Origin of the sequence: Candidatus Pelagibacter sp. FZCC0015 (assembly GCF_007833635.1) — a bacterium.
Lineage (GTDB): Bacteria > Pseudomonadota > Alphaproteobacteria > Pelagibacterales > Pelagibacteraceae > Pelagibacter.
This window is the reverse complement of the sequence record NZ_CP031125.1, coordinates 878619-900922: the sequence shown is the minus strand read 5'-3', so window position 1 is coordinate 900922 and position 22304 is coordinate 878619. Positions and strand designations below refer to the sequence as shown.

General features: G+C 30.4%; 20 protein-coding genes and 1 riboswitch. Of the genes, 7 read left to right on the top strand and 13 right to left on the bottom strand.

What is annotated here, in order from left to right; translation table 11 throughout:
* Window positions 1–3 precede the first annotated feature (3 nt).
* Genes DT059_RS04700 through mobA form a run of 4 tightly spaced genes read right to left on the bottom strand, consistent with a single transcriptional unit; the run spans window position 4 to window position 4023 of the window.
* Complete coding sequence (locus DT059_RS04700) at window positions 4–1221, bottom strand: aminopeptidase P family protein (protein ID WP_145597184.1); 1218 nt, start codon at window positions 1219–1221, stop codon at window positions 4–6.
* A 1-nt stretch (window position 1222) separates the two neighbouring features.
* Complete coding sequence (locus DT059_RS04695) at window positions 1223–2128, bottom strand: DMT family transporter (RefSeq protein WP_145597182.1); 906 nt, start codon at window positions 2126–2128, stop codon at window positions 1223–1225.
* 49 nt (window positions 2129–2177) lie between these two features.
* Window positions 2178–3422 carry a molybdopterin molybdotransferase MoeA gene (locus tag DT059_RS04690; protein ID WP_145597180.1) on the bottom strand — a complete coding sequence of 415 codons (1245 nt, stop codon included), beginning with the start codon at window positions 3420–3422 and terminating at the stop codon, window positions 2178–2180.
* Entirely contained in the window at window positions 3415–4023 is a 609-nt protein-coding gene (mobA, locus tag DT059_RS04685; protein WP_145597178.1) for a molybdenum cofactor guanylyltransferase, read from the bottom strand. Before mobA ends, DT059_RS04690 begins: the two co-directional genes overlap by 8 nt.
* A 42-nt stretch (window positions 4024–4065) precedes the next feature.
* On the opposite strand from mobA, the gene DT059_RS04680 reads away from it, so the two are divergent.
* The 6 genes from DT059_RS04680 to DT059_RS04655 are packed head-to-tail and all read left to right on the top strand — an operon-like array spanning window position 4066 to window position 11677.
* Window positions 4066–4464, top strand: coding sequence for an iron-sulfur cluster assembly scaffold protein (locus DT059_RS04680; protein WP_145597176.1), 399 nt, complete (start codon window positions 4066–4068; stop codon window positions 4462–4464).
* The gene (locus DT059_RS04675) at window positions 4465–4941 is read left to right on the top strand and encodes an HPP family protein (protein WP_145597174.1); all 477 of its coding nucleotides are present in this window, start codon (window positions 4465–4467) and stop codon (window positions 4939–4941) included.
* A gap of 3 nt (window positions 4942–4944) precedes the next feature.
* On the top strand, window positions 4945–5784 hold the full coding sequence (fdhD, locus tag DT059_RS04670; protein ID WP_145597172.1) for a formate dehydrogenase accessory sulfurtransferase FdhD: 840 nt from the start codon (window positions 4945–4947) through the stop codon (window positions 5782–5784).
* 18 nt (window positions 5785–5802) lie between these two features.
* A complete protein-coding gene (locus DT059_RS04665; RefSeq protein WP_145597170.1) occupies window positions 5803–7458 on the top strand; it encodes an NADH-ubiquinone oxidoreductase-F iron-sulfur binding region domain-containing protein in 1656 nt (551 codons plus the stop codon).
* Window positions 7458–10226, top strand: coding sequence for a formate dehydrogenase subunit alpha (fdhF, locus tag DT059_RS04660; RefSeq protein ID WP_072090153.1), 2769 nt, complete (start codon window positions 7458–7460; stop codon window positions 10224–10226). Before DT059_RS04665 ends, fdhF begins: the two co-directional genes overlap by 1 nt.
* Before the next feature lie 5 nt (window positions 10227–10231).
* A complete protein-coding gene (locus DT059_RS04655; RefSeq protein ID WP_145597168.1) occupies window positions 10232–11677 on the top strand; it encodes a protein adenylyltransferase SelO in 1446 nt (481 codons plus the stop codon).
* A gap of 1 nt (window position 11678) precedes the next feature.
* Here DT059_RS04655 and DT059_RS04650 read toward each other — a convergent pair whose 3' ends face one another.
* Together DT059_RS04650 and DT059_RS04645 are read right to left on the bottom strand one after the other, a co-directional pair.
* Window positions 11679–12782 carry an NAD(P)/FAD-dependent oxidoreductase gene (locus tag DT059_RS04650; protein ID WP_145597166.1) on the bottom strand — a complete coding sequence of 368 codons (1104 nt, stop codon included), beginning with the start codon at window positions 12780–12782 and terminating at the stop codon, window positions 11679–11681.
* A 2-nt stretch (window positions 12783–12784) separates the two neighbouring features.
* Complete coding sequence (locus tag DT059_RS04645; protein ID WP_145598050.1) at window positions 12785–13252, bottom strand: TspO/MBR family protein; 468 nt, start codon at window positions 13250–13252, stop codon at window positions 12785–12787.
* A gap of 23 nt (window positions 13253–13275) precedes the next feature.
* Here DT059_RS04645 and DT059_RS04640 point away from each other — a divergent pair, with 23 nt between their 5' ends.
* Window positions 13276–14034 carry an SDR family NAD(P)-dependent oxidoreductase gene (locus tag DT059_RS04640; RefSeq protein WP_145597165.1) on the top strand — a complete coding sequence of 253 codons (759 nt, stop codon included), beginning with the start codon at window positions 13276–13278 and terminating at the stop codon, window positions 14032–14034.
* On the opposite strand, the gene DT059_RS04635 is transcribed toward DT059_RS04640, so the two are convergent.
* From DT059_RS04635 to gcvT, 7 genes are all read right to left on the bottom strand, one after another.
* On the bottom strand, window positions 14035–14502 hold the full coding sequence (locus DT059_RS04635; RefSeq protein ID WP_240704588.1) for a DUF3833 domain-containing protein: 468 nt from the start codon (window positions 14500–14502) through the stop codon (window positions 14035–14037).
* A 98-nt stretch (window positions 14503–14600) separates the two neighbouring features.
* The gene (locus tag DT059_RS04630; protein ID WP_145597163.1) at window positions 14601–15779 is read right to left on the bottom strand and encodes an SAM-dependent methyltransferase; all 1179 of its coding nucleotides are present in this window, start codon (window positions 15777–15779) and stop codon (window positions 14601–14603) included.
* Window positions 15779–16543, bottom strand: a complete 765-nt coding sequence (locus tag DT059_RS04625) for a DUF1365 domain-containing protein (protein ID WP_145597161.1) — start codon at window positions 16541–16543, stop codon at window positions 15779–15781. Before DT059_RS04625 ends, DT059_RS04630 begins: the two co-directional genes overlap by 1 nt.
* Window positions 16536–17774, bottom strand: a complete 1239-nt coding sequence (locus tag DT059_RS04620; RefSeq protein ID WP_145597159.1) for an NAD(P)/FAD-dependent oxidoreductase — start codon at window positions 17772–17774, stop codon at window positions 16536–16538. Before DT059_RS04620 ends, DT059_RS04625 begins: the two co-directional genes overlap by 8 nt.
* A 6-nt stretch (window positions 17775–17780) precedes the next feature.
* Complete coding sequence (gcvP, locus tag DT059_RS04615; RefSeq protein WP_145597157.1) at window positions 17781–20651, bottom strand: aminomethyl-transferring glycine dehydrogenase; 2871 nt, start codon at window positions 20649–20651, stop codon at window positions 17781–17783.
* On the bottom strand, window positions 20651–21031 hold the full coding sequence (gene gcvH, locus DT059_RS04610) for a glycine cleavage system protein GcvH (protein ID WP_023854947.1): 381 nt from the start codon (window positions 21029–21031) through the stop codon (window positions 20651–20653). The genes gcvP and gcvH overlap by 1 nt, the downstream gene beginning before the upstream one ends.
* Window positions 21031–22134 carry a glycine cleavage system aminomethyltransferase GcvT gene (gene gcvT / locus DT059_RS04605; RefSeq protein WP_145597155.1) on the bottom strand — a complete coding sequence of 368 codons (1104 nt, stop codon included), beginning with the start codon at window positions 22132–22134 and terminating at the stop codon, window positions 21031–21033. Before gcvT ends, gcvH begins: the two co-directional genes overlap by 1 nt.
* A 77-nt stretch (window positions 22135–22211) precedes the next feature.
* Window positions 22212–22297, bottom strand: a riboswitch (glycine riboswitch).
* Between the last annotated feature and the right edge of the window lie 7 nt (window positions 22298–22304).

Genomic DNA, 22304 nt, shown 5'->3' with positions numbered 1-22304 from the left:
AGATTAGTTTTTTATAATATTATGCTCAGGGCCGAAAGGAAATTTTGTAATATTTTCTGTTCCATCTTTACCAATCACCAAAATATCGTGTTCTCTATATCCACCTGCACCAGGATTACCTTCTGGGATCATTATCATTGGCTCCATAGACACCACCATATTTTCCTCAAGAACAGTATCAATATCTTCTCTTAATTCTAAACCAGCTTCTCTTCCATAAAAGTGTGAAAGCATACCAAATGAATGTCCGTAACCAAATGTTCGATACTGAAGATAACCAAGCTCGGCAAATAATTCATTTAGCTCATGACAAATATCTGAACATTTAACACCTGGTTTAATTAATTCTAATCCTCTTTTATGAACTTTAACATTTGCCTCCCAAGCTTTAAGAGAAGCATCATCGGCATGATCTAAAAATAAAGTTCTCTCTAGTGCAGTGTAGTATCCTGAGATCATTGGAAAAGTATTTAAAGATAAAATATCTCCTTTAACTAATTTTCTATTAGTCTTTGGATTGTGAGCTCCATCTGTATTGATACCTGATTGAAACCACACCCAAGTATCCATGTACTCTGCGCCTGGATAACTTTTAACAATCTCTCTTTCCATTCTATCTCTTGCAGCTATTGCTACTTCGATCTCCGTATTATTTTCTCTAATATTTTTAACTATTTCTTCACCACCAATGTCTGCAATTCTTGCGCCATTTCTAATGATCTCTATTTCTTCGTTCGATTTAATCATTCTAAGTTTCATTAGATCTTTTGAAACATCGCTAAACACTGAGAAAGTAAAAATAGACCCTATTTTTTCCCTCATATCTAACGTGACATGATCATTTTCAATTCCAATATTTTTTGGAGGTTCATCTCTCCCAATGATTGAAACAATGGCTCTTAAAAAATTATCCCTTTTCCAATCAGTATAAATAACGTTATCGCAATGGGATCTACGCCATGGTTGACTTGCATCAATGTTAGCTGAAATTGTTGAAATTTTATTTTGAGTAATCACACATCCGTATGGTCTACCAAAGGAGCAATAAATAAATCCGGTGTAATATGCAACGTTATGCATAGATGTTAAGATAACCATATCGAGACCATTTTGGTCCATCACTGATCTAAGTTTACTTACTCGATCGTTATATTCTTTATCGGTAAATGGTAATTTTACTTTTTCACCGTTTTTAAGTTCAAAAAAATCTGGTCGTTCCATATTAATTTAATGCTATATATCTTTTGTTCCATCTCATTATTAAACTGTAATAAAATATAGATACAAAAAGAAAAAAGCCTCCGATTATTGTATTTGTGGATGGTACTTCATTAATACCAAATAATGGCAACCAAACCCAAAAAATTCCACCTACAACTTCAGTTAAAGATAATAAAGTCAATTCTGCTGCTGGTATCGCTTTAGATCCAATTGAATATAAGATTAAACCAAAACAAACTAGTGTCCCATGCAAAGAAAATAAAGCTCCATTATAGCTAGATGAAAAGAAAACTAAGTTGTTTGATAAAATCATAATTGTTGCAAACACAAAACAAAAGAAACCTGCAAAAGCTACTGTTGTGAATTTTGGTGTTTCTTTTCTCCATCTAAGCGTTACAGAAAAAACTGAGAAACCTATTGAAGAAGTTAAACCAAATACAAAACCAATTAATGATTTTTCGCCAGTATTTCCAAATGCCATAATAATGATACCAACTGTTGCAATTATTATCGATATCCAAACATTAAGAGAAATTTTTTCTTGTAAAAATAAAAATGCCAATAATGCTGTAAAAAAAGGCATTGCTGCTAAACAAAGCAAAGTAACTGCAGCACTAGTATTTGTAATTGAATAAATAAATGTAATCATAGCGATCCCCAATCCAGATCCACCGATTACTCCAGATAAACCGATTTTATAATAGTTTTTGTAAAAATTTTTTCCTTCCTCGAAAAATAAATAAAGATTTAAAAGGATGAAAATTGTTAAACCTCTGCCAAAAATATACTGCCAAGGTGCCAATTGCGGATTATCCATGTATCGAACCACTAATGGACCAAACGACCACAACAGACCGGCAAAAAGTACAACAGGAATGGCTATTCTTGGATTTCTTAACTCTAACATAATGAGAAATCTAATTGTAAATAGAATTTTCTACAACAAAAATACGTTTCTAAACTAAATTTTGATTTGAAAGGTTGGGGAAAAAGCAATCAACGATATCTCCCTTCTTAAATTTTGATTTTCCCGCTGGTAACAAAACCCAAATATTTGATTTTACAAATGATTTAATTCTAAAAGACTCTTGACCTTTTAAAATTTCAACATTTAGTTTTCCATTTTTAGTTGTGCTTAATTGACTCTTTACAAATCTTGTGAAATTCTTTTTTTTATCAAATCCATTCGTCAAAATAGCTTTAATTGATTTTTCTTCTGGTAATCCTAAAGCATTTAAAATGTATGGAATTACAAAAAATCTAAAACATGCGGCTGAAGAGATTGGATTTCCAGGGAGTCCAAATATTGCCTTTTCTTTTCCTTTGATTTTTGCAAACATTATTGGTTTACCAGGCCTTATTGCAGCACTTTTGAAATAGCTTGATAACTTAAATTTTTTAACAACATCGGGTATAAAATCAAATTTACCTGCAGATACAGCGCCTGACGTAATAATAATATCATCTTTAGATTTAATTAATTTATTTATTTTTTGTTTAAAAATATTTTGATGATTATCTCTTAATATACTTCCACTTTTAAAATTAAATAAAAAATTTTGATTTAAGTTTTTAATATAGTGTGTGTTGGAATTTCTTACCATCCAATTTGGAATATTATCTTTGTTTGATATCTCGTTTCCAGTTGAAAAAAATAATATATTAATCTTTTTTTTTACTTTAATTTGTTTAATACCTAAACTTTTAAAAGCTAAAATATGGTTTGGTTGGATAATTGTATTTTTTTTTATTACAACTTCCCCTTTTCTATAATCTGAACCTGCAAACCTAACATGATTAAATTTTTTTATTTTTTTTTCAATTAAAATATATTTTTTATTAGAAGCAAAAATTATTTGTTCTATAGGAATAATTGTATCGAAACCCTTTGGGATAATTCCTCCAGTCATTATTTCAGCAGTATCAAATTTTTTTATCTTTTTTTTAAATGGTTTCATTCCTGCAGCAATTGAACCAATAATTTTAAATTTTTTTGGTAATTTTTTTTTTAATCCATTAGTATCTTTTGAATTAATTGCATAACCATCAAATGCAGCATTGTTCCCTGCTGGATAATTTATATTAGAATAAATATTGGTAGTAACTACTCTATTTAGAGAATTTATACTCTTTATAGTTTCGTCTTTAATTTTAATTTTGGCTTTTTTTAAAATTGTTTTTGATTTATCGTAACTAATCATTTTTGAATATTTCTTCAGCTTTTTTTAAATCTTCTTTTGTATTTATATTAAAGAAAGGATCATTATTTGAAAACTCCATATTAATTATTTTTACCCCAGTATTATTAGCCCACAACTCTACTTTTCTTTCTCCATTTTTTAGATCCTTCTCTAACTTATCTAATAAATTAATCGACCATAAGCCAAATATATTATGTCGTGTGTCGTTTGACTTAATGAAAAATAAATCACTTTCATTGAAATTAATATTTTGAATAAAATCTTTAAGTATTTGTCTCTTAAAAAAAGGCGTATCAACAGGGAAAGTTGCTATCCATTTGAAGTCTTTTTGATTTTCTTTTATCCATTTCATAGCTGATAAAACTCCACCTAACGGACCAAGACCTTTTTCATAATCTTCGATTATTGAAATTTTTTCTGAGTTATGAAAACTAATTTTATTATTTGACACTATTAAGAGTTCTTTGAATTCATCAATAATTTCAGTCAACATGTGATCAATTAACAATTTACCAGCTAACTTTACTTGGGATTTATCTTCTCCAAACCTTTGTGACTTACCGCCTGCTAGCACAGTGCCTAAAATATTGTTATGATCCATCTATAAAATATAAAACATTCAAAGTTGAATTAAAGAAATTAAATGGATTTAAGAATTTTAGAAATCGCCTCACACACTGAAAACAATAAAGTTCTTGAAAACTATACTCATAAATCAAAAAACAAAAATCCAATATGTGGTGATGAGATGGAAATAAGTCTTATTGTTAAAGAAGATGTTGTAAAAGATATGGGTTATCAGTGTAAATCGTGTGTTTATTGTCAGGCATCAGTCAGTCTATTATCCAGAAAAATTAAGGAAAAAAAAGTTGATGATGTTAAAAAATTTATAAAAGTTGGTGAGCAACTTTTTGAGGACGCAAAAGTAAGTATGGAAAAACATTGGAAAGATTTTAAAGAAATTTTAAATAAAAAAAATCTTTCAAGGAAAGAGTGTTTGCTTTTACCTTTAAGAACTATTGCGAAAGCATTAAAAATATAAATGATCAAAATTACAAAACCCTTATTGCAAAAAGCATTAATTGCAGGTTTTTTTTCTGCATTTACAATTGGTGTGCTAACAGTCCTTACTTATAAAAGTACACTCGGATATTTTATTGCAGCTTCATTCGGTTCCTCAATGGTTTTACTATTTGGTTTTCCTGAAAGCCCATTTGCGCAACCAAAAAATGTTTTTTTTGGACATTTGGTAACAGCACTAGTAGGAGTAATTTTTGTAAACTTTATTCCGCTACCTATTTATATCAATATTGCAATTGCTGTTGGAGCTGGAGTTTTTTTAATGATTGTATTTAATATTGTTCATCCACCTGCTGGTGGAAATCCAATTATAGTTATTATTGGAAGTGCCTCTTATGATTATTTAATCAATCCAATAATTTTTGGTTGTATAATTATATTGTTACTAGCAATCATAATTAACAAATATTTATTAAAAAAGAACTATCCATTAAAATAGTTTATGAATTCAAAATACAAAGTTTTAAAGTATTCATCTAATAAGTTTGAAAATATAGATGATTTAATTTCAATTGAAGAACCATTGGAGATTTCATTAAAGTATAAAGAAACAGACAAATGGATAAATCAAAGTTTATCTATAACAATGAGAACTCCTGGCGATGATGAGGATCTTGTAAGAGGGTTTTTATATAATGAACAAATTATAACAAATATTAGTGATATTGATTCAATAGAAAGTTATGGAGATAAAGTTGGTCAATACAATATTCAAAATAAAATTTTAGCAACTTTAAATAATTCTAAAAATATAAATATTGCAAAAATAAAAAGAGACTTTTTAACTAATTCCTCATGTGGTGTGTGTGGAAAATCTTCACTTGATGCTCTAGAAATAATTAAAAAAAACAAAACACATTCATCAGAACCCAAAATCAAAAAAGAGGTAATTGTTAAATCGCCAGATACATTGAGAGAAGGTCAATCAGAATTTAGTAAAACAGGTGGAATTCATGCAAGTGGTCTTTTTAATAGTAATGGAGAGTTGGTTGCTGTCAGAGAGGATGTAGGAAGACATAATGCTCTAGATAAACTTATTGGTTGTGCATTAAAGAACAATCAAATTGATCCGAAAAACCAATTTATAACATGCTCAGGTAGACTAAATTTTGAATTGGTTCAAAAGGTTTTGATGACAGATATAGGCATAATGATAGGCGTTGGTGCGCCAACTAGTCTTGCTATCGATTTAGCGAATAAATTTGACATTACCCTTGTTGGTTTCGTAAAGAGGGACAGTTTTAATATTTACACAAATAACAAAAAAGTTATTGTGGGCTAAATTAATAAAAGGGTATTTGTGTCAAAAAATATAAGTAATTTATCAGGCAGAATAGGCTTAAAAGACAACCTATTTAAGCAAATCTCAGAAAATACCTTGAGCGATAATCCACAAGATATTAAAGAGATTGCCAAAAAACATAACCTAGGTGTTTCAACTCTCCATGGTGCAGAATCCTTTTATGAATTTTTGAGACCCTCTCATAGAGAAAAGAAAGCTTTTGTTTGTAACGGTAGTGCATGCATGTGTGCAGGTACTCAAGACAAATTAAAAGATAAATTAAAAGAAAAACTAGGTGATGACAAAGTTGGAGAAATGTTCTGCTTAGGTCATTGTTATGAAAACCATGCTTTCCATTATGATGGAGAAAATTATGCTGGTAAAGATATAGAAAAAATTGACCAAATAATTAAAGGTGAGGAAATTAAGCAAGAAAAATTTTTCTCAAAAAGTTTTGCTACAACAAGTTTTTTAATGGATGACAAATTATCATCAACAAATCAATTCAAAGAGCAATTAAGTAAATTTATAAAAACAGATAAAAAAGAAATAATAAAATCATTATTAGACTCAAATTTAACAGGAAGAGGTGGTGCAGGTTTTCCAACAGGAATGAAATGGGATTTCTGTAGCAAAGCAAAAGGAGATAAAAAATATGTTATCTGTAATGCAGATGAGGGTGACTCTGGAGCTTTCTCAGACAGATACTTATTAGAGGACCAACCTTTAAAAGTTATTTTTGGAATGGTAATTTGTGGTTATGTGATAGGAAGTAATGAAGGAGTATTATACATTAGAGGTGAATATCCTAAATCTATTGAAGCAATTAATGGCTGCATCAATGAACTTAAAAAATTAAATTTACTAGGTGAAAATATTTTAGGAACTGATTTTTCTTTTGATCTTGGAATTTGTATTGGTCAAGGTGCTTATATTTGTGGAGAAGAAACAGCTTTGATTGCATCTATTGAAGGAAGAAGAGCAGAGGTTGATGTTAGACCTCCCTTCCCTGTTACCGAAGGATTATATAAAAAACCAACTGTGGTTAATAATGTCGAAACATTAGCTGCTGCAACTGGAATTTTATTAAATGGATCAGAAAAATTTTCTTCAGTTGGAAATAAAAAATCAGCTGGAACAAAATTAGTTTGTTTAGATAGTTTCTTTAACAACCCAGGTGTTTATGAAATTGATATGGGTACACCAATGAAAAAAATATTTAATGAAATTGGTGGTGGATACAAAGAACCTGTTAAAGCATTTCAAATAGGAGGCCCTTTAGGTGGGGTTGTTCCTTTAAATGAAATAGAAAATTTAAATTTGGATTTTCAAGAGTTCACAGCAAAAGGTTTTATGTTAGGTCACGCAAGTGTAGTTAGTATTCCAAAAGATTTTCCAATGGCTGAATATATTCATCACTTGTTTGAATTCTCAGCAGAAGAATCGTGCGGGAAATGTTTCCCAGGAAGACTTGGATCTTACAGAGGTAAGGAGATGTTTGATCAAGCTAAGAATAAAACAGCTAAAATTCCTTTAAAATTACTAGAAGAATTGTTGGTTACCATGCAAAAAGGATGCCTATGTGCACTTTGTGGAGCAATCCCAACTCCAATTCAGAACATTCTAAAATACTTTGGTGATGAAATGAAAAATGATATGGTGAAAGATAATTAATGAGCTCAGAAAAAAGAAAAATTGCTTATATTGATGGAAAACCATACGAAATTGGTCCTAAACACACATCTATTTTAAAATTTGTAAAAAGCTATGTAGGTGAAAAAAAAGTACCTACTTTATGTGATGATCCAAACCTAGCTCCTTATGGAGCTTGCAGAGTTTGCTCTGTAGAAGTTGCTTTAGAAAAAGATGGTCCAACAAGAGTGGTTGCATCTTGTCATACTCCAGTTGCTGAAAACCAACATATCTTTACTTCAAATGAAGCTTTAACAAGTCTAAGAAAAAATATTGTTGAATTAGTTTTAACAGACCATCCAATGGAGTGTGATACTTGTGAGGTAAATAATAATTGTGAATTACAAACAGTAGCAAACGATTTAGGAGTTGCTGATCACAGATACAACAGTCCTAAACAACACAAAGGTATACCAAGAGATACTTCTCACGATTACATGAGAATGAACTTAGACAACTGTATTAATTGTGGAAGATGTGTCAGAGCTTGTGATGAAATTCAAGGTTCATTTGTACTAACAATGAGCGGAAGAGGTTTTGAATCTAGAATAACAACTGATAATGATATGATGTTTGGAGATAGTTCGTGTGTATCTTGTGGAGCATGTGCGCATACATGTCCAACAGATGCTATTTCAGATGTTTTTCAATCTAAATCTGCAGCTGTAGATAAAAAAGTTAGAACAACTTGTTCATACTGTGGTGTTGGATGTAATTTAGAAGCATCAATAAAAGATGATAAAGTTGTTGCAATAGATACTCCAAAACAAACAGAGGTAAATGCTGGTCATACATGTATTAAAGGAAGATATGCATTTAGTTTTTATGATCATCCAGACAGATTAAAAACACCTTTGATTAAAAGAAATGGAAAGTTTGAAGAAGCTTCTTGGGATGAAGCTTATGATTTTATTAAAAAAGAAATGAACAGAATTACAAAAGATAATGGTCCAGATGCCTTTGCTGGAATTTCTTCTGCAAGATGTACGAATGAAGAAAATTATGTTTTTCAAAAAATGATTAGAGCGGCTGTGGGAACTAACAGTGTAGATTGTTGTGCAAGAATTTGTCATTCTCCAACAGCTTGGGGAATGCAACAAACTTTTGGGACTGGGGCAGCAACTAACTCTACAGAAGATATTTATCATGCAGATTTATTTTTGGTAATTGGAGCTAATCCAACAAATGCTCATCCTGTAACAGGTGCAAAAATAAAACAGCAAGTTATGAAAGGTAAAAAATTAATTGTACTTGATCCAGTTACAACTGAACTTGCAAAACTTGCTGATTATCATATTAAACTAAGACCAGGAACTAACGTTGCAGTTCTAAATATGATGTTGCACTTTATTATTAAATCAAAACTTTATAATGCAGATTTTGTTAGAGATAGAACTGAAGGTTTTGATAATTTCTTAAAAGAAATTGAAAGACAAGATGTTGATCATTTAGCAAAAGTAGCTGGTGTAGATAAACAATTAGTTAAAGAAGCAGCAATTGCATATGCTACTGCAAGAAATTCAATGGAGTTCCATGGTTTAGGAGTTACTGAGCATGAACAGGGATCTAAAACTGTAATGTTAATTGCAGATCTAGCAATGATTACTGGAAACATTGGACGAAAAGGTGTCGGAGTTAATCCTTTAAGAGGTCAAAACAATGTTCAAGGTGCAGCAGATATGGGATGTCAACCACACCAAGGTGCTGGATATTTTCCTGTAGCTGATGAAAAACATCAAGAATTCTATACTGAAAAATATGGAGTAACTCACCCAACTAAACCAGGATTAAAAATTCCTCAAATGTTTGAAGCTGCAATAAACAAGGAATTAAAAGGTTTATGGATCATTGGAGAAGATATTGTTCAAACAGATCCTAATAGTGCTCATGTAATTGAAGCTATGAATTCTTTAGAACTTTTAGTTGTTCAAGAAATATTTATGAGTGAAACAGCAAAATTAGCAACTGTTGTTCTGCCAGGTACAACGTTCTTAGAAAAAGATGGAACTTTTACTAACACTGAGAGAAGAATTCAAAGAGTGAACAGAGCTGTACCTCCTCTACCAGGCACTAAACCTGATGGATTAATTGTAACTGAGATGATGCAGAAATTAGGATTTGATCAGCCAACTTATGATGCAGATCAAGTTCTAGCAGAAATTGCTGATATCGTTCCTTTCTTTAAGGGTGTTACTAGAGAGAGACTTGGAAAATTTGGATTACAATGGCCAGTTCAAGAAGATGGAACTGATACAAAAATTTTACATACAGAAACATTTAAATTAGGTAAAGGCAGACTAAAAAACTTTGATTGGAAAGAATCATCAGAAATAGAAGCTAATCAAAAAGACTATCCTCTGATTTTAACAACTAGTAGAGTTTTACAACATTACAATGCAGCAACAATGACTAGAAGAACAAAAAATATAAATATTGTTGATGAAGATGTTTTATTAATTCATCCTAAAGATGCGGCTCATAGAGATTTAAATACTGGTGATATTGGAAGACTTTATTCAGGTAGAGGTGAGGTTGCGCTTAAAGTCGAGGTTACAGATAAAGTTAAAGAAGGAATTGTGTTTACTACGTTCCATTTCCCAGAGCATATGGTTAATATGGTTACAGGTCATGGTAAAGATGAAGAAACAATGTGTGCGGAATACAAAGTATCTTCTGTTGAAGTACAAAAAATTTCTAATCAATTTAAAACAGAAGTTAAACCAAAAGAAAATCAAGCTGAAGTTAGTTAATTAAAATGACCATTGGTTGGCATTTTGATAATACATATTCAAAGTTATCAAATACTTTTAAAGAAAATATTAAACCAACTCCTGTTCATGATCCTGAATTGGTAATTTTAAATGAGGAACTAGCCTCTAATTTAAATTTAGATTTTTCAAAAACGGACAAAAAAAAATTAGCAGAAATATTTTCTGGAAACTCCATACCGGAAGAAACTAATACTATTGCGCAAGCATATGCAGGTCATCAATTTGGACACTTTACTATGTTGGGAGATGGTAGAGCGGTTTTATTGGGTGAGCATTTAGTAAACAATGACAATCGTTTTGACATTCAGTTTAAAGGTTCGGGAAGAACTTCTTTTTCTAGAGGTGGTGATGGAAGAGCAGCACTAGGACCTATGCTTAGAGAATATATTATCAGTGAAGCGATATATTCATTAAATATTCCAACTACGAGAAGCCTTGCTGTAGTCAAAACAGGAGAAAAAGTTGTAAGAGAAAATCTTTTACAAGGCGCTATTTTAACAAGAGTTGCATCAAGTCATCTTCGAGTTGGAACATTTCAATATATTGCTGCAACTCAAAACATTGAAAATTTAAATACTTTAGTCGACTACACAATAAACAGACATTATCCAGAAATTAAAACATCAAATTCAAAAGCATTAGATCTGTTAAATCTTGTAATGGAAAAGCAATGCCAGCTAGTAATCAATTGGATGAGAGTTGGATTTATTCATGGAGTTATGAATACTGATAACATGGCAATTTCAGGCGAAACAATAGATTATGGTCCTTGCGCATTTATGGATCATTATGATCCAAAAACTGTATTTAGCTCAATCGATAAATTTGGAAGATATGCCTTTTCTAATCAACCACCAATTACAAAATGGAATTTAGCAAGATTTGCAGAATGTTTAATTCCTCTAATTGATAAAAATGAAGATACTGCAATTAAATTAGCAACTGATTTAATAGATAACTTTCAAAATATTTATGAAGATAAATGGCTGAATATGATGAGAGACAAGCTTGGTCTATTTGGTGAAGATAAAAATGATAAAAAATTAATTAATGATTTGTTTAATTGGATGGAAAAAAATAAAGCAGATTATACAAATACTTTTTGTAATTTAATGGATATCAATTCTGATGAAGTTTACAAAAGTAATGATTTTATCGATTGGAAAAATAAATGGAAAAAAAGATCTGAGTTAAATAATTCAACTACGGAAAAACAAAGCAAACTTATGAAATCAAATAATCCAATTGTAATTCCTAGAAACCATAAAGTAGAGGAAGCTTTAGCTGAAGCAGATAAAGGAAGTTTAGATAAAATGAAAAAGTTATTAGCTATTTTAAAAAATCCTTATGACAATCAGATTAATATTGAAGAATATCAAACACCTGCTCCATCGAGCAACGAAAAATATCAAACTTTTTGTGGAACTTAATTTATAGAACGTAGGGCTCTGGCCTAGCGGTTTTACCCAAAACTCTCTCAACTGCAAAATCACTTATATCAATTGTTTGGTATGATCCTGTTGTGATTAATTCAGTTAAGGCTCTACCGATACCTGGTGCCTGCATTAATCCTCGGCCTGTAAATCCAGAGGCCATATAAACATTGTCATATTTTGGATGCTTACCAACAACTGCATTATTATCTAATCTATTACAATCATAGTAACCTGCCCATCCACCAGTTAACTTCAATTCTTCAAAGGCAGGTATTCTCTTTGCGAGAGCTGGCCAAACTAATTCCTCAAAATCATTCCAAGCTGGTTCCAAATCATTTGCATCAAATACAGAAATAGGTGATCCTGCTAAATATTCCCCACCTTCTGGTCTCCAATAAACACCAGTTGTTAAGTCTCCACTGAGTGGCATCTCTTTTATATATGTTGGGCATTTTACTCTAAACACGGTATGCTTTTGAGGAACAACAGGAATATCTTCTAACAATTCTTTTGTCCAACAACCAGCCGCAGAAACAATTGTTTTAGCATTTATTTCTGAAATACTTTTTACTTCACCTTTAATAAACTCTGCTCCAAGCTCTATTGCTTTACTTTTAAGAGCACTATGAAACATAAATGGATCAATCCATCCTTCACTTTGATTATCCGTATAAGTTGCTGTCTCTATTCCTTCACTATTCACATAAGGAAAAACTTTTGATAATTCTGAACCTTTAATATTTTTTGTTCCTGCATCACATTCTTTGTGATTTTCTAATGCTCTATATTGTTCTTCAGCGTGTTCAGGACCAAACATTAAAAGATATCCATTGGTTACCATACTAGCTGTTGGATTAGGATTTTTTTCTGTTTTTAATAATTCTGGTATTTGGAAAATAAATTCTCTTGCAAATTTTCCTAATAAAATATTTTCTTTTTGGAAAAATTGTCTTCTAAAACCACCTAAAGATAATGGGAATGAGGCTGTTTTATAAGTAGGGTCTCTTTCAATAACTTTTACTTTTCTACCCTCTTTGGATAAAAAATAAGCAGTCGCCGCCCCTATAATTCCACCACCAATTACTACAACATCATCCATATCTAATTTAACATAATTAAGCTTGTATTCAGAATTAGTGCAAAGCTACACCAAAGTAAATATGGAATCATTAGGTAGGCACTCAACAACTTGACGCGTTTAAACCTTAAAATAAGATTGATTATCAATGCTATTAGTATGATTAATACTAAAAGAGCCAAAACCATATTGTGAAAAACAAAAAAAACTACACTCCAAGTTGTATTGAATACTAAATGGATAAAATAAATATAAACAGTATTCATATCTCTATTTTTCGTATGCCAATAAAGCCATATTGCAACTGTCATCAATGTATACAAGGTGGTCCAAACAGGTCCGAATATCCAATCGGGTGGATTAAATGATGGTTTATTTAGTAATGAGTACCATGGCTCTTTAAAAGTAACAGTAGCTAAACCGCCAATCAATGAAGCAGAGAATGTAATAGCAAGAAACAATATAAATGTTAAAAATTTATTTTTAAACATGTTAGATATATACATAACAAAAAATGACTAAAAAAACTATTTGGATTACAGGCGGTAGTACTGGTATTGGAAAAGCTTTAGCGATTAAGTTTGCAAGTAAGGGATGGAATGTTGCTATATCTGCAAGAAGAGCTGAATTACTAAATGAGCTTTCAAATTCTTATGAAAATATTTCAGGTTTTCCTTTAGATGTAACAGATAAGGAAAAATGCAAAGAAGTATTTAATGAAATTAAAAACAAATATGAAAATATAGATATTTGTTTTTTTTCAACTGGAACATGGGATCCCAAAAAAGAAAAAGATATAGATGTCGAACAAATGGAAGATGTCTTTAAAGTAAATTTTTTTGGAACTGTGAATAGCATCAAAGCAGTTGAACAATACTTTAGAGATAAAAAAAACGGTATAATTACTATTGTTTCTTCAATTGCAGGATATAGGGGGTTACCTAATTCAACTGGATATGGACCATCTAAATCTGCATTAAATAACTTAGCTGAAAGTTTGTACTTTGATTTTAAAAGATACAATGTACGTGTTTGTTTAGTGTCTCCTGGATTTATTAAAACACCAATGACAGATAAAAATGATTTTAAAATGCCTTTTTTAAAAACTCCTGAGTATGCTGCAGATCAAATTTATGAAGGTTTAATTAACAAAAATATATTTGAAATACATTTTCCAAAATCACTTACAATTACATTAAAACTATTGAGTTTTTTACCGAGTAAAATTTATTTTGGTTTAGTTGGAAAACTAACAAAATATCAAAAAAAATAGTTAATCTTTTACAAATACAACTGTCAATTCAGCTACTTTAAAACCAAATTTAGTCATTGTAGCTCTATTAATTGCAACTCTATCATCTTGTTTAAAAATCCAATCATCGAAAGTTATTTTTAATTCTTTACCTTTAACTGGAACTAATAAAACATATTCAAATTTAAAGGCTGGTCCATAAGAATATCCTATTGCTTTACCTACAACATCTCCTGCTGTTCCTTCGTAATTATGCTCATCAATTTTGTTTATTGTCCATTCTCGGTCTTGAACTTCACCATCATCCCAATTAAATTTTTCTTTAAGAATTAATTGCTTTCCATCCCAGGTTCCATTTAAATCTGCAGAAAATTGTCTTGTAACTTTTCCTGATCTATTTTGCAGAACACCCCAGGCCTTAACATTTCCAGATAAGTATTCCTCAATAATTAATCTTGGTTCTTTGTTTTTAAAGTCTTCTGGTTTCATAGCGCTATTATTTGAGCAACTTGTAATTAAGAATAATGAAATTATCAATGAAATTGACTTAATAATTTTTATATGTCGCATAAATATCTCCATTATTTTTATTTGTTTTGCATTGAAAATTGTATCAGATCAATATTTTTTGACTTAAATCCAGCTTCACAATAAGAAAGGTAAAACTCCCACATTCTTTTAAATGTTAAGTCAAAACCTTGATTTTTTATTAAATCCCATTTTTTTAAAAACTCATTTCTCCATATAGCCAATGTATTTGCATAATGGTCAGCATAAGAAATATATGAATTTATAGTTAAACCATTATCAGAAACATAACGATTAATGCTATTTTTATTTGGTAAAAAACCACCAGGAAAAATATATTTTTGAATAAAATCTTGTTTGTTTTTGTATCTGTCAAACAACCTATCATCGATAGTAATTGCTTGAATAGCTGCTTTACCACCATCAGATAAGTTGGTTTTAATAGTTTTAAAATAACCCTCTAAATAATTTTGACCAACTGCCTCAATCATCTCTATAGAGGCAATTGAATTATATTTGCCTTTAAGATCTCTGTAATCTTTTATTTCAATATTCACTTTTTCGTTTAAACCACAATTAAAAATTCTTTCTTTTGCGTATTCAAATTGTTTTTTTGATATTGTGATACAGTCAAGTTTAACATCATATTTTTTACCTAAGTACTCAGCAAAACCTCCCCAACCACATCCTATTTCTAAAACTTTGTCGCCATTATTTGGTTTAATTAAATCAATTAATTTTTGATATTTGTTATTTTGAGCATCAGAAAGATTTTTTGATTTATCATCAAATATAGCACTAGAGTAAGTAAGGGTGTCATCTAACCAAAGAGAAAAAAAGTCATTTCCAAGATCATAGTGTTTAGCAATATTTTCTTTGCTTCTACTTTTTGTATTTTTAATTATTTTATTTTTTACAAAATTAATTATTGGAAAATCAAGAAGGCCTGAAAATTTATATATGACTTCTATATTTCTTGCAGTTAATTCAATTAAATTTGATAAATTATCAGTTTCAAATTCACCTCTCATGTAGCTCTCAGCAAATCCAATACTGCCGCCTCTAATTAAATTATAATTAAAATCTGGTTTTTTGATTAAAATATTTGCATGCAATTTTTCATTTGGATTTCCAAACTTTAAAACTTTTCCATCATATGTAGTAAGCTCTAGATAACCATGACTTATTTTATCAAGAAATTTAAAAACTAATTTATCTGCAGCGTTATTTAAAAACATTAATTTTCTACTGTTATATTATTTTTAATTTTAAATTTTTTCTTTATAAATTTAATTCCTTTAATCCACAATTTAAACGCTTCAAAATGTATCGCAGAGATAATTTTAAACGTCATTAAAGGGTGTTTAAGATAAGAATTCATTAAGTTTTTACTTGTCAAATCAGATCTTTCACCATCTTGAGATGCAAAAAGAATTTTTCCTTCTTGATCATATTGATCAATTACAACTGACAACTTCTGCTCTGGATTTAATATTCTAAAAAAATAATTACAATCCATTTCAATAAATGGTGAAACATGAAATTTCTTTGAGCAATTATTTTGAATTAATTTATTTTGTCCCTCTACTTTAAAAACATATGTGTGTTGCTCGCCAAATGTATTCTTAACTTCGTATAAAATAGAAATTAAATTATCATTTCTATCATATACAAAAAAAATACTTAGTGGATTAAAAACATAACCAAATATTCTTGGATAGCATAAAAGTTTAACTTTAATGTTCTCTGTACTGATTTCGTTATTAATTAGATTTTTTTTTACCCATTCAAAAAGAGATGACCCATCACGATCACCATGATCTTTCTCATAAAAACTAATAAGATTAAATTTATTTAATGAAAAAAATTTTAATTTATCATTAAGCTCATTTAGCTCTGATAGATCTATAAATAATGAAAATACTTTATACTTAAAAAAATGTTCTTTTGGTTTAAATCTCTTATGGGTTACATTTCCATTATATATACAAGAACTAATCATTAAGGTTTTTCAGCATTTCAATAGATGATTTTATTCCATCTTCATGAAATCCGTAACCAAAATAACTGCCACAAAAAAGTAAATCTTTTTGATTTTGTATTTTAATAAGCTCTGATTGAGCATCTAACGCTTTTTGATCGTAATATGGATGTGTAAATTTTACTTTTCTCAATATTTTTTTCTCATCAATATTGAAGTAAGGATTTAGTGTTAAGAAAATATTTTCATCACACTTTAAATTTTGTAATAAATTTAACCAGTAGGTAATTGAATTTTTCTCTAAATTCTTGTCATCTATTGATGAATTCCAAGAAGACCAGGCTTTTTTATTCTTTGGCATGGCCCGCTGATCTGTATGTATGTAAGCTATATTTTCTTTGTAGCTAAAATTCGAAAGAATATTTTTCTCATCCTCAGTTGGATTTTCAATTAACTTTAAGGCTTCATCAGCATGTGTTGCCAAAACTACTTTATCATAATCAAAAAATTCGCTTTCTCCACCATAGTATAGGTCTAATCCTGATGACTTTCTTTTAACTTTTGTAACTTTGTAATTTTTGTAGTGTTCACCACTTATTTGGGAAAGTATTTTACTAACATAAGTTCTGCTTCTATTAGTTACTGTGTACCACTGCGGTCTATTTTTCAATTTAAACAATCCATGATTTTGGAAAAATCTAAGAAAGAAGCTAATTGGCATCTTACTCGCTTCATAAGGAGGCATAGACCAAATTGCAGATACCATTGGTATTATATGATAATCAACAAATGTTTTTGATAGTTTATTAATTTTTAAATATTCACCTAAAGTAATTTTATCATTTGATACATTTACTTGATCACTTTTTTTATAAAATTTAATGATATCAAAAAACATTTTTAAGAACTCTATATTAAACAAATTTGATTTATTAGAGAAAATTCCACTCAAACCTTTTCCACAATATTCAAAGTTTGTATTATCTACTGAAACTGAAAATGACATGTTGCTTTTTTCAATTTGAATATCATTTTCCTTAAAAAAATTAATTAAGTTTGGATAAGTTTGAAAATTAAAAACAATGAAACCAATATCTACAGAAACTTTTTTTTCATCAAAAAAAATATCTATTGTGTGTGAGTGTCCACCAAAATGATCTTCTCGCTCGAAAAGATCTACATGATGTTTTTTAGATAAATAATAAGCAGCACTTAATCCGGAAATACCTGAGCCAACAACAGCAATTTTCATTAATTATTATGCTGCATCTTCTTTAAACTCATCCATGCTTGGACAAGTACAAAAAATATTTTTATCTCCGTACACGTTATCTACTCTTGCAACCGGAGGCCAAAATTTATTTGCTTTTAAGAATTTTGCAGGATACGCAGCTTGCTCTCTTGAATATTTATGATTCCACTCATCTGAAGTTAATTCAATATCTGTATGAGGTGCATTTTTAATTGGATTATCAACTTTATCAAATTTTCCTGATTTGATCATATCTATTTCTGATTTAATGCTAATCAAAGTATCACAAAATCTATCTAGTTCGGACAAGCTTTCACTTTCAGTTGGTTCAATCATCATTGTGCCTGCTACTGGCCATGACATTGTTGGTGCATGAAAACCATAATCGATCAATCTTTTGGCTATATCTTCTTCAGTAATCCCTGTTTCAGTTTTAATAGATCGAATATCAATAATACATTCATGTGCTACATTTCCGTTTGAACCTTTATAAAGAATTGGGTAATGATCTTTAAGTCTATGAGCTATATAATTTGCATTTAATATTGCAATTTGAGTAGCTAATTTTAAACCTTCAGAACCCATCATTTTAATATACATCCATGAAATTGATAAAATACTTGAACTTCCCCAAGGTGCTGCTGAAACTGCTCCTATTCCTGTGGCAGGTCCACAGTCCTTAACAACTGGATGATTAGGCAAATAAACTTGTAAATGTCTTTTACATGCAATTGGACCCATTCCTGGTCCTCCACCACCATGTGGAATACAGAATGTTTTGTGCAAGTTTATGTGACAAACATCTGGACCAAAATTTCCAGGTCTTGCAATACCAACAAGCGCATTTAAATTTGCGCCATCCATATAAACTTGGCCACCGTGTTTATGAATTAATTCACATATATCTGTAATTTTTTCCTCAAATACTCCGTGAGTAGACGGATAAGTGACCATTAATGCTCCAAGATTTTCAGAATGCATTTCTGCTTTTTTCTTTAAATCCTCAAAATCAACATTTCCTTCTTTGTCACAATCAACAACGACAACTTTCATTCCTACCATTTGTGCGCTAGCAGGATTGGTTCCATGTGCTGAGCTAGGTATTAAACATATATTTCTGTTTTCTTCGCCTCTATCTAAATGATATTTTCTTATAACCATTAACCCTGCATATTCACCTTGAGCGCCTGCATTTGGTTGAAGTGAAACACCAGAAAAACCTGTAATTGATCTCAGCCAATTTTTAAGATCAGTGAATAAATCTCTATATCCTTCCATCTGCTCAATAGGAACAAATGGATGAGGCTCTGCTAACTCTCTCCACGAAATAGGTATCATTTCTGCAGTAGCGTTTAATTTCATAGTACATGAACCAAGTGCAATCATTGTTCTATTTAAAGCTATATCTTTATCTTCTAATTTTTTTAAATATCTAAGCATCTCAGTTTCTGAGTGATATGAATTAAAAACAGGATGTTCTAAATATTTTGAAGTTCTTAATAAATTTTTTGGTAAGTTAGGCAGACTTACTGTTGGGTCTTCTTTTTTAATCGACTCAGCTGCATTAAAAATTTTCAACAATTGATTTACTCTATAAACATTTTTCTTTTCATCAAAAGAAACTGCCAACATTTCAGAATTTACTCTTCTAATGTTTACCTTTTGATCCAAAGCATTTTTATAAATTTGATCAGTTTTATCTTTTGTTACAATTGTAACTGTATCAAAGAAATGATCTGAATAAATTTCATATCCAGATTGTTTCAATTTATCTGCAAAATTTTTAGCTAATTGAGAAACTCTCTCAGCAATAGTTCTGATACCCTCTGGACCATGATAAATAGCATAAGCTGCAGAAACAATTGCTAATAAAGCTTGGGCAGTACAAATATTACTTGTCGCTTTATCTCTTCTGATATGTTGTTCCCTAGTTTGTAATGATAATCTATATGCTTTGTTTCCATGTCTATCAACAGACACACCGATAATTCTTCCTGGCATAGATCTTTTGAACTCGTCTTTAGTTGCAAAGAAAGCTGCGTGAGGTCCACCATAACCCATTGGAATTCCAAACCTTTGAGAACTTCCAACAGCAATATCTGCTCCTAGTTCTCTTGGTGTTTTTAACTTAGCAAGTGCTAATAAATCACAAGCTAAAATTGCTTTACCATTTTTTTTATGAATTTTACTTATTGCCTCACTAGGATCTACTATATCTCCTAATGTTCCTGGATATTGTAATATACCGCAAACTAAATCTTCTTTTAATTGATCTAATACTTCATCTTCATTTCCAACAAGTACTTTTAATCCCATTGGTTCTGCTCTTGTTTGGATTACATCTATTGTTTGTGGATGACAATTTTCTGAGACAAAAACTAAATTACTATCTTTTTTATTTAATCTATGACTTAATCCCATTGCTTCTGCGGCTGCTGTTCCTTCATCTAATAAAGATGCATTTGCTATATCCATTCCTGTAAAATCAACTATCATTTGTTGGAAATTAAGCAGCATTTCTAATCTTCCTTGAGCTACCTCGGGTTGATAAGGTGTATAAGAAGTATACCAACCTGGATTTTCTAAAATATTTCTCAGAATTACATATGGCGTATAAGTGCCGTAGTAACCCATTCCTATGAAGTTGGAATAAATTTGATTTTTTTTTGAAATTGCTTTTAATTTTCTTAATGCTTCATATTCTGAATTAGATTCTCCAATATTTAATTCATCTTTCAATTGGATTTTTTCTGGCACTGTGCTTTTGATTAAATCATCAAGTGATTTGTAATTAAGTTCCTTAAGCATTTTATTTTGATCTTCATCTGAAGGTCCAATATGTCTTTTTAAAAAATCTTTTTGAGAATTATGTAACATTAGCTAGCACTCTCCTTTGCAAATTTATCGTATTCTTCTTTGTTCATAAGACTATCCATTTCAGATTGATCTTTCATTTTAAGTTTAAAAAACCATGCTGAACCTTCTGGATCTTCATTAATTTTAGAAGGATCGTCTACAATAGCTTGATTAGTATCTACTACCTCACCACTAACTGGAGTGTAAACATCACTAGCAGCTTTCGTGGACTCTACTACTCCTGCAGTACCATCTTTTTCAACATTAGATCCTTTTTCAGGAAGTTCTGCAAAAACAATGTCGCCGAGCATTTCTGTTGCATGTTTTGTAATTCCTATTGTGGCTACATCTCCCTCTAAAGTAATCCACTCATGTTCTTTTGAAAATTTTACTTCACTCATTAATTTACTCCTTTCACATAATTTTTTTTATAAAATGGTAATGCGCAAACATTTGCTGGATGTTTTTTTCCTCTTACCTCAAGCAAAATTTTAGTATCAACTTTTGAAAATTCTTTATTAACATAACCCATCGCTATAGGGCCATTTACACTTGGTCCAAACGTGCCACTAGTTATCTCACCAATTTGTGTATCTGTATCATCAAATATTTTAGTTTTTTCTCTAGCAATCAATCTACCTTCGGGTTTAATCCCTACTCTTACTTGGCTTGCTCCATCTTGCATTTGGTTCATAATTTTTTTTGATCCAATAAAACCTCCGTTTGATAATCTAGATTTTGAGATTGCCCATCTAAGGTTTGCCTCAACCGGTGTTTTATTAATATCTAATTCGTGACCATATAAACATAATCCAGCTTCTAATCTCAAGGTATCTCTTGCCCCAAGTCCTATAAGTTGTGCTCCCTTTTTTATTAAATTTTCAACGAATTTTTCAGCTTTATCGTTAGAAATTGAAATTTCAAATCCATCTTCCCCTGTATAACCTGATCTTGTAACAAATAATTTTTGATTATCAGAATCGAACCAATTTCCTGTCATAAAATTTAGTTGATCAACCCCATTTATAATTGAGTTTAAAATTTCAACAGACTTGGGTCCTTGAATTGCTATCAAAGATCTACTGTTATCTAAATTCATTTTAAATTTCGAACCTAGTAAATTAGATAAAATCTCAAAATCTTTATCTTTGCATGCAGCATTTAAGATAATTAAATATCCTTCCTCGATTTTAGTAATGATTAAATCATCATAAATTCCCGCATCCTCATTCATTAAAAAACTATACTTTGAGCAATTTTGTTTCAGATTTTTTAAATCTAATGGAAAAATTTTTTCTAATTCTTCTGTTAAACTTTCATCACCATGTATGAATAGCTGGCCCATATGTGATACATCAAATATTCCGGAGTGGGATCTTGTGAATTTATGCTCTTCAATAATTCCTTTGCTATACTGAATAGGCATTTCATAGCCAGCAAATTCAACAAACTTAGCGTTGTTACTTTGATGAAGTTTATTTAGTGATGTTTTTTTTATTTCCATATTAACTCTTCTTTGCCCCCTCTGTCTTGGTGCCTGAGAGATTTGCTCCTTCGGCGAGAATAATTCTCTTTCCAGAGTTAATATGTACGGTCCTTTTGCCTGAGAGTTTCCGGGGTGGTTGCTCCTTCGGCGCTACAAAAGTAGTCTCTCCCGTATATAAATTTATAACA

Bases quoted from the DNA above. Each gene is read 5' to 3' on its own strand.
- DT059_RS04625 (WP_145597161.1), bottom strand. From the start codon at position 16,543: ATGATTAGTTCTTGTATATATAATGGAAATGTAACCCATAAGAGATTT.
- DT059_RS04630 (WP_145597163.1), bottom strand. From the start codon at position 15,779: ATGTTTTTAAATAACGCTGCAGATAAATTAGTTTTTAAATTTCTTGAT.
- DT059_RS04620 (WP_145597159.1), bottom strand. From the start codon at position 17,774: ATGAAAATTGCTGTTGTTGGCTCAGGTATTTCCGGATTAAGTGCTGCT.
- DT059_RS04650 (WP_145597166.1), bottom strand. From the start codon at position 12,782: ATGGATGATGTTGTAGTAATTGGTGGTGGAATTATAGGGGCGGCGACT.
- gcvH (WP_023854947.1), bottom strand. From the start codon at position 21,031: ATGAGTGAAGTAAAATTTTCAAAAGAACATGAGTGGATTACTTTAGAG.
- mobA (WP_145597178.1), bottom strand. From the start codon at position 4,023: ATGGATCATAACAATATTTTAGGCACTGTGCTAGCAGGCGGTAAGTCA.
- DT059_RS04655 (WP_145597168.1), top strand. From the start codon at position 10,232: ATGACCATTGGTTGGCATTTTGATAATACATATTCAAAGTTATCAAAT.
- DT059_RS04635 (WP_240704588.1), bottom strand. From the start codon at position 14,502: ATGAAACCAGAAGACTTTAAAAACAAAGAACCAAGATTAATTATTGAG.
- DT059_RS04680 (WP_145597176.1), top strand. From the start codon at position 4,066: ATGGATTTAAGAATTTTAGAAATCGCCTCACACACTGAAAACAATAAA.
- DT059_RS04640 (WP_145597165.1), top strand. From the start codon at position 13,276: ATGACTAAAAAAACTATTTGGATTACAGGCGGTAGTACTGGTATTGGA.
- DT059_RS04700 (WP_145597184.1), bottom strand. From the start codon at position 1,221: ATGGAACGACCAGATTTTTTTGAACTTAAAAACGGTGAAAAAGTAAAA.
- fdhD (WP_145597172.1), top strand. From the start codon at position 4,945: ATGAATTCAAAATACAAAGTTTTAAAGTATTCATCTAATAAGTTTGAA.
- fdhF (WP_072090153.1), top strand. From the start codon at position 7,458: ATGAGCTCAGAAAAAAGAAAAATTGCTTATATTGATGGAAAACCATAC.
- DT059_RS04675 (WP_145597174.1), top strand. From the start codon at position 4,465: ATGATCAAAATTACAAAACCCTTATTGCAAAAAGCATTAATTGCAGGT.
- gcvT (WP_145597155.1), bottom strand. From the start codon at position 22,134: ATGGAAATAAAAAAAACATCACTAAATAAACTTCATCAAAGTAACAAC.
- gcvP (WP_145597157.1), bottom strand. From the start codon at position 20,651: ATGTTACATAATTCTCAAAAAGATTTTTTAAAAAGACATATTGGACCT.
- DT059_RS04690 (WP_145597180.1), bottom strand. From the start codon at position 3,422: ATGATTAGTTACGATAAATCAAAAACAATTTTAAAAAAAGCCAAAATT.
- DT059_RS04695 (WP_145597182.1), bottom strand. From the start codon at position 2,128: ATGTTAGAGTTAAGAAATCCAAGAATAGCCATTCCTGTTGTACTTTTT.
- DT059_RS04645 (WP_145598050.1), bottom strand. From the start codon at position 13,252: ATGTTTAAAAATAAATTTTTAACATTTATATTGTTTCTTGCTATTACA.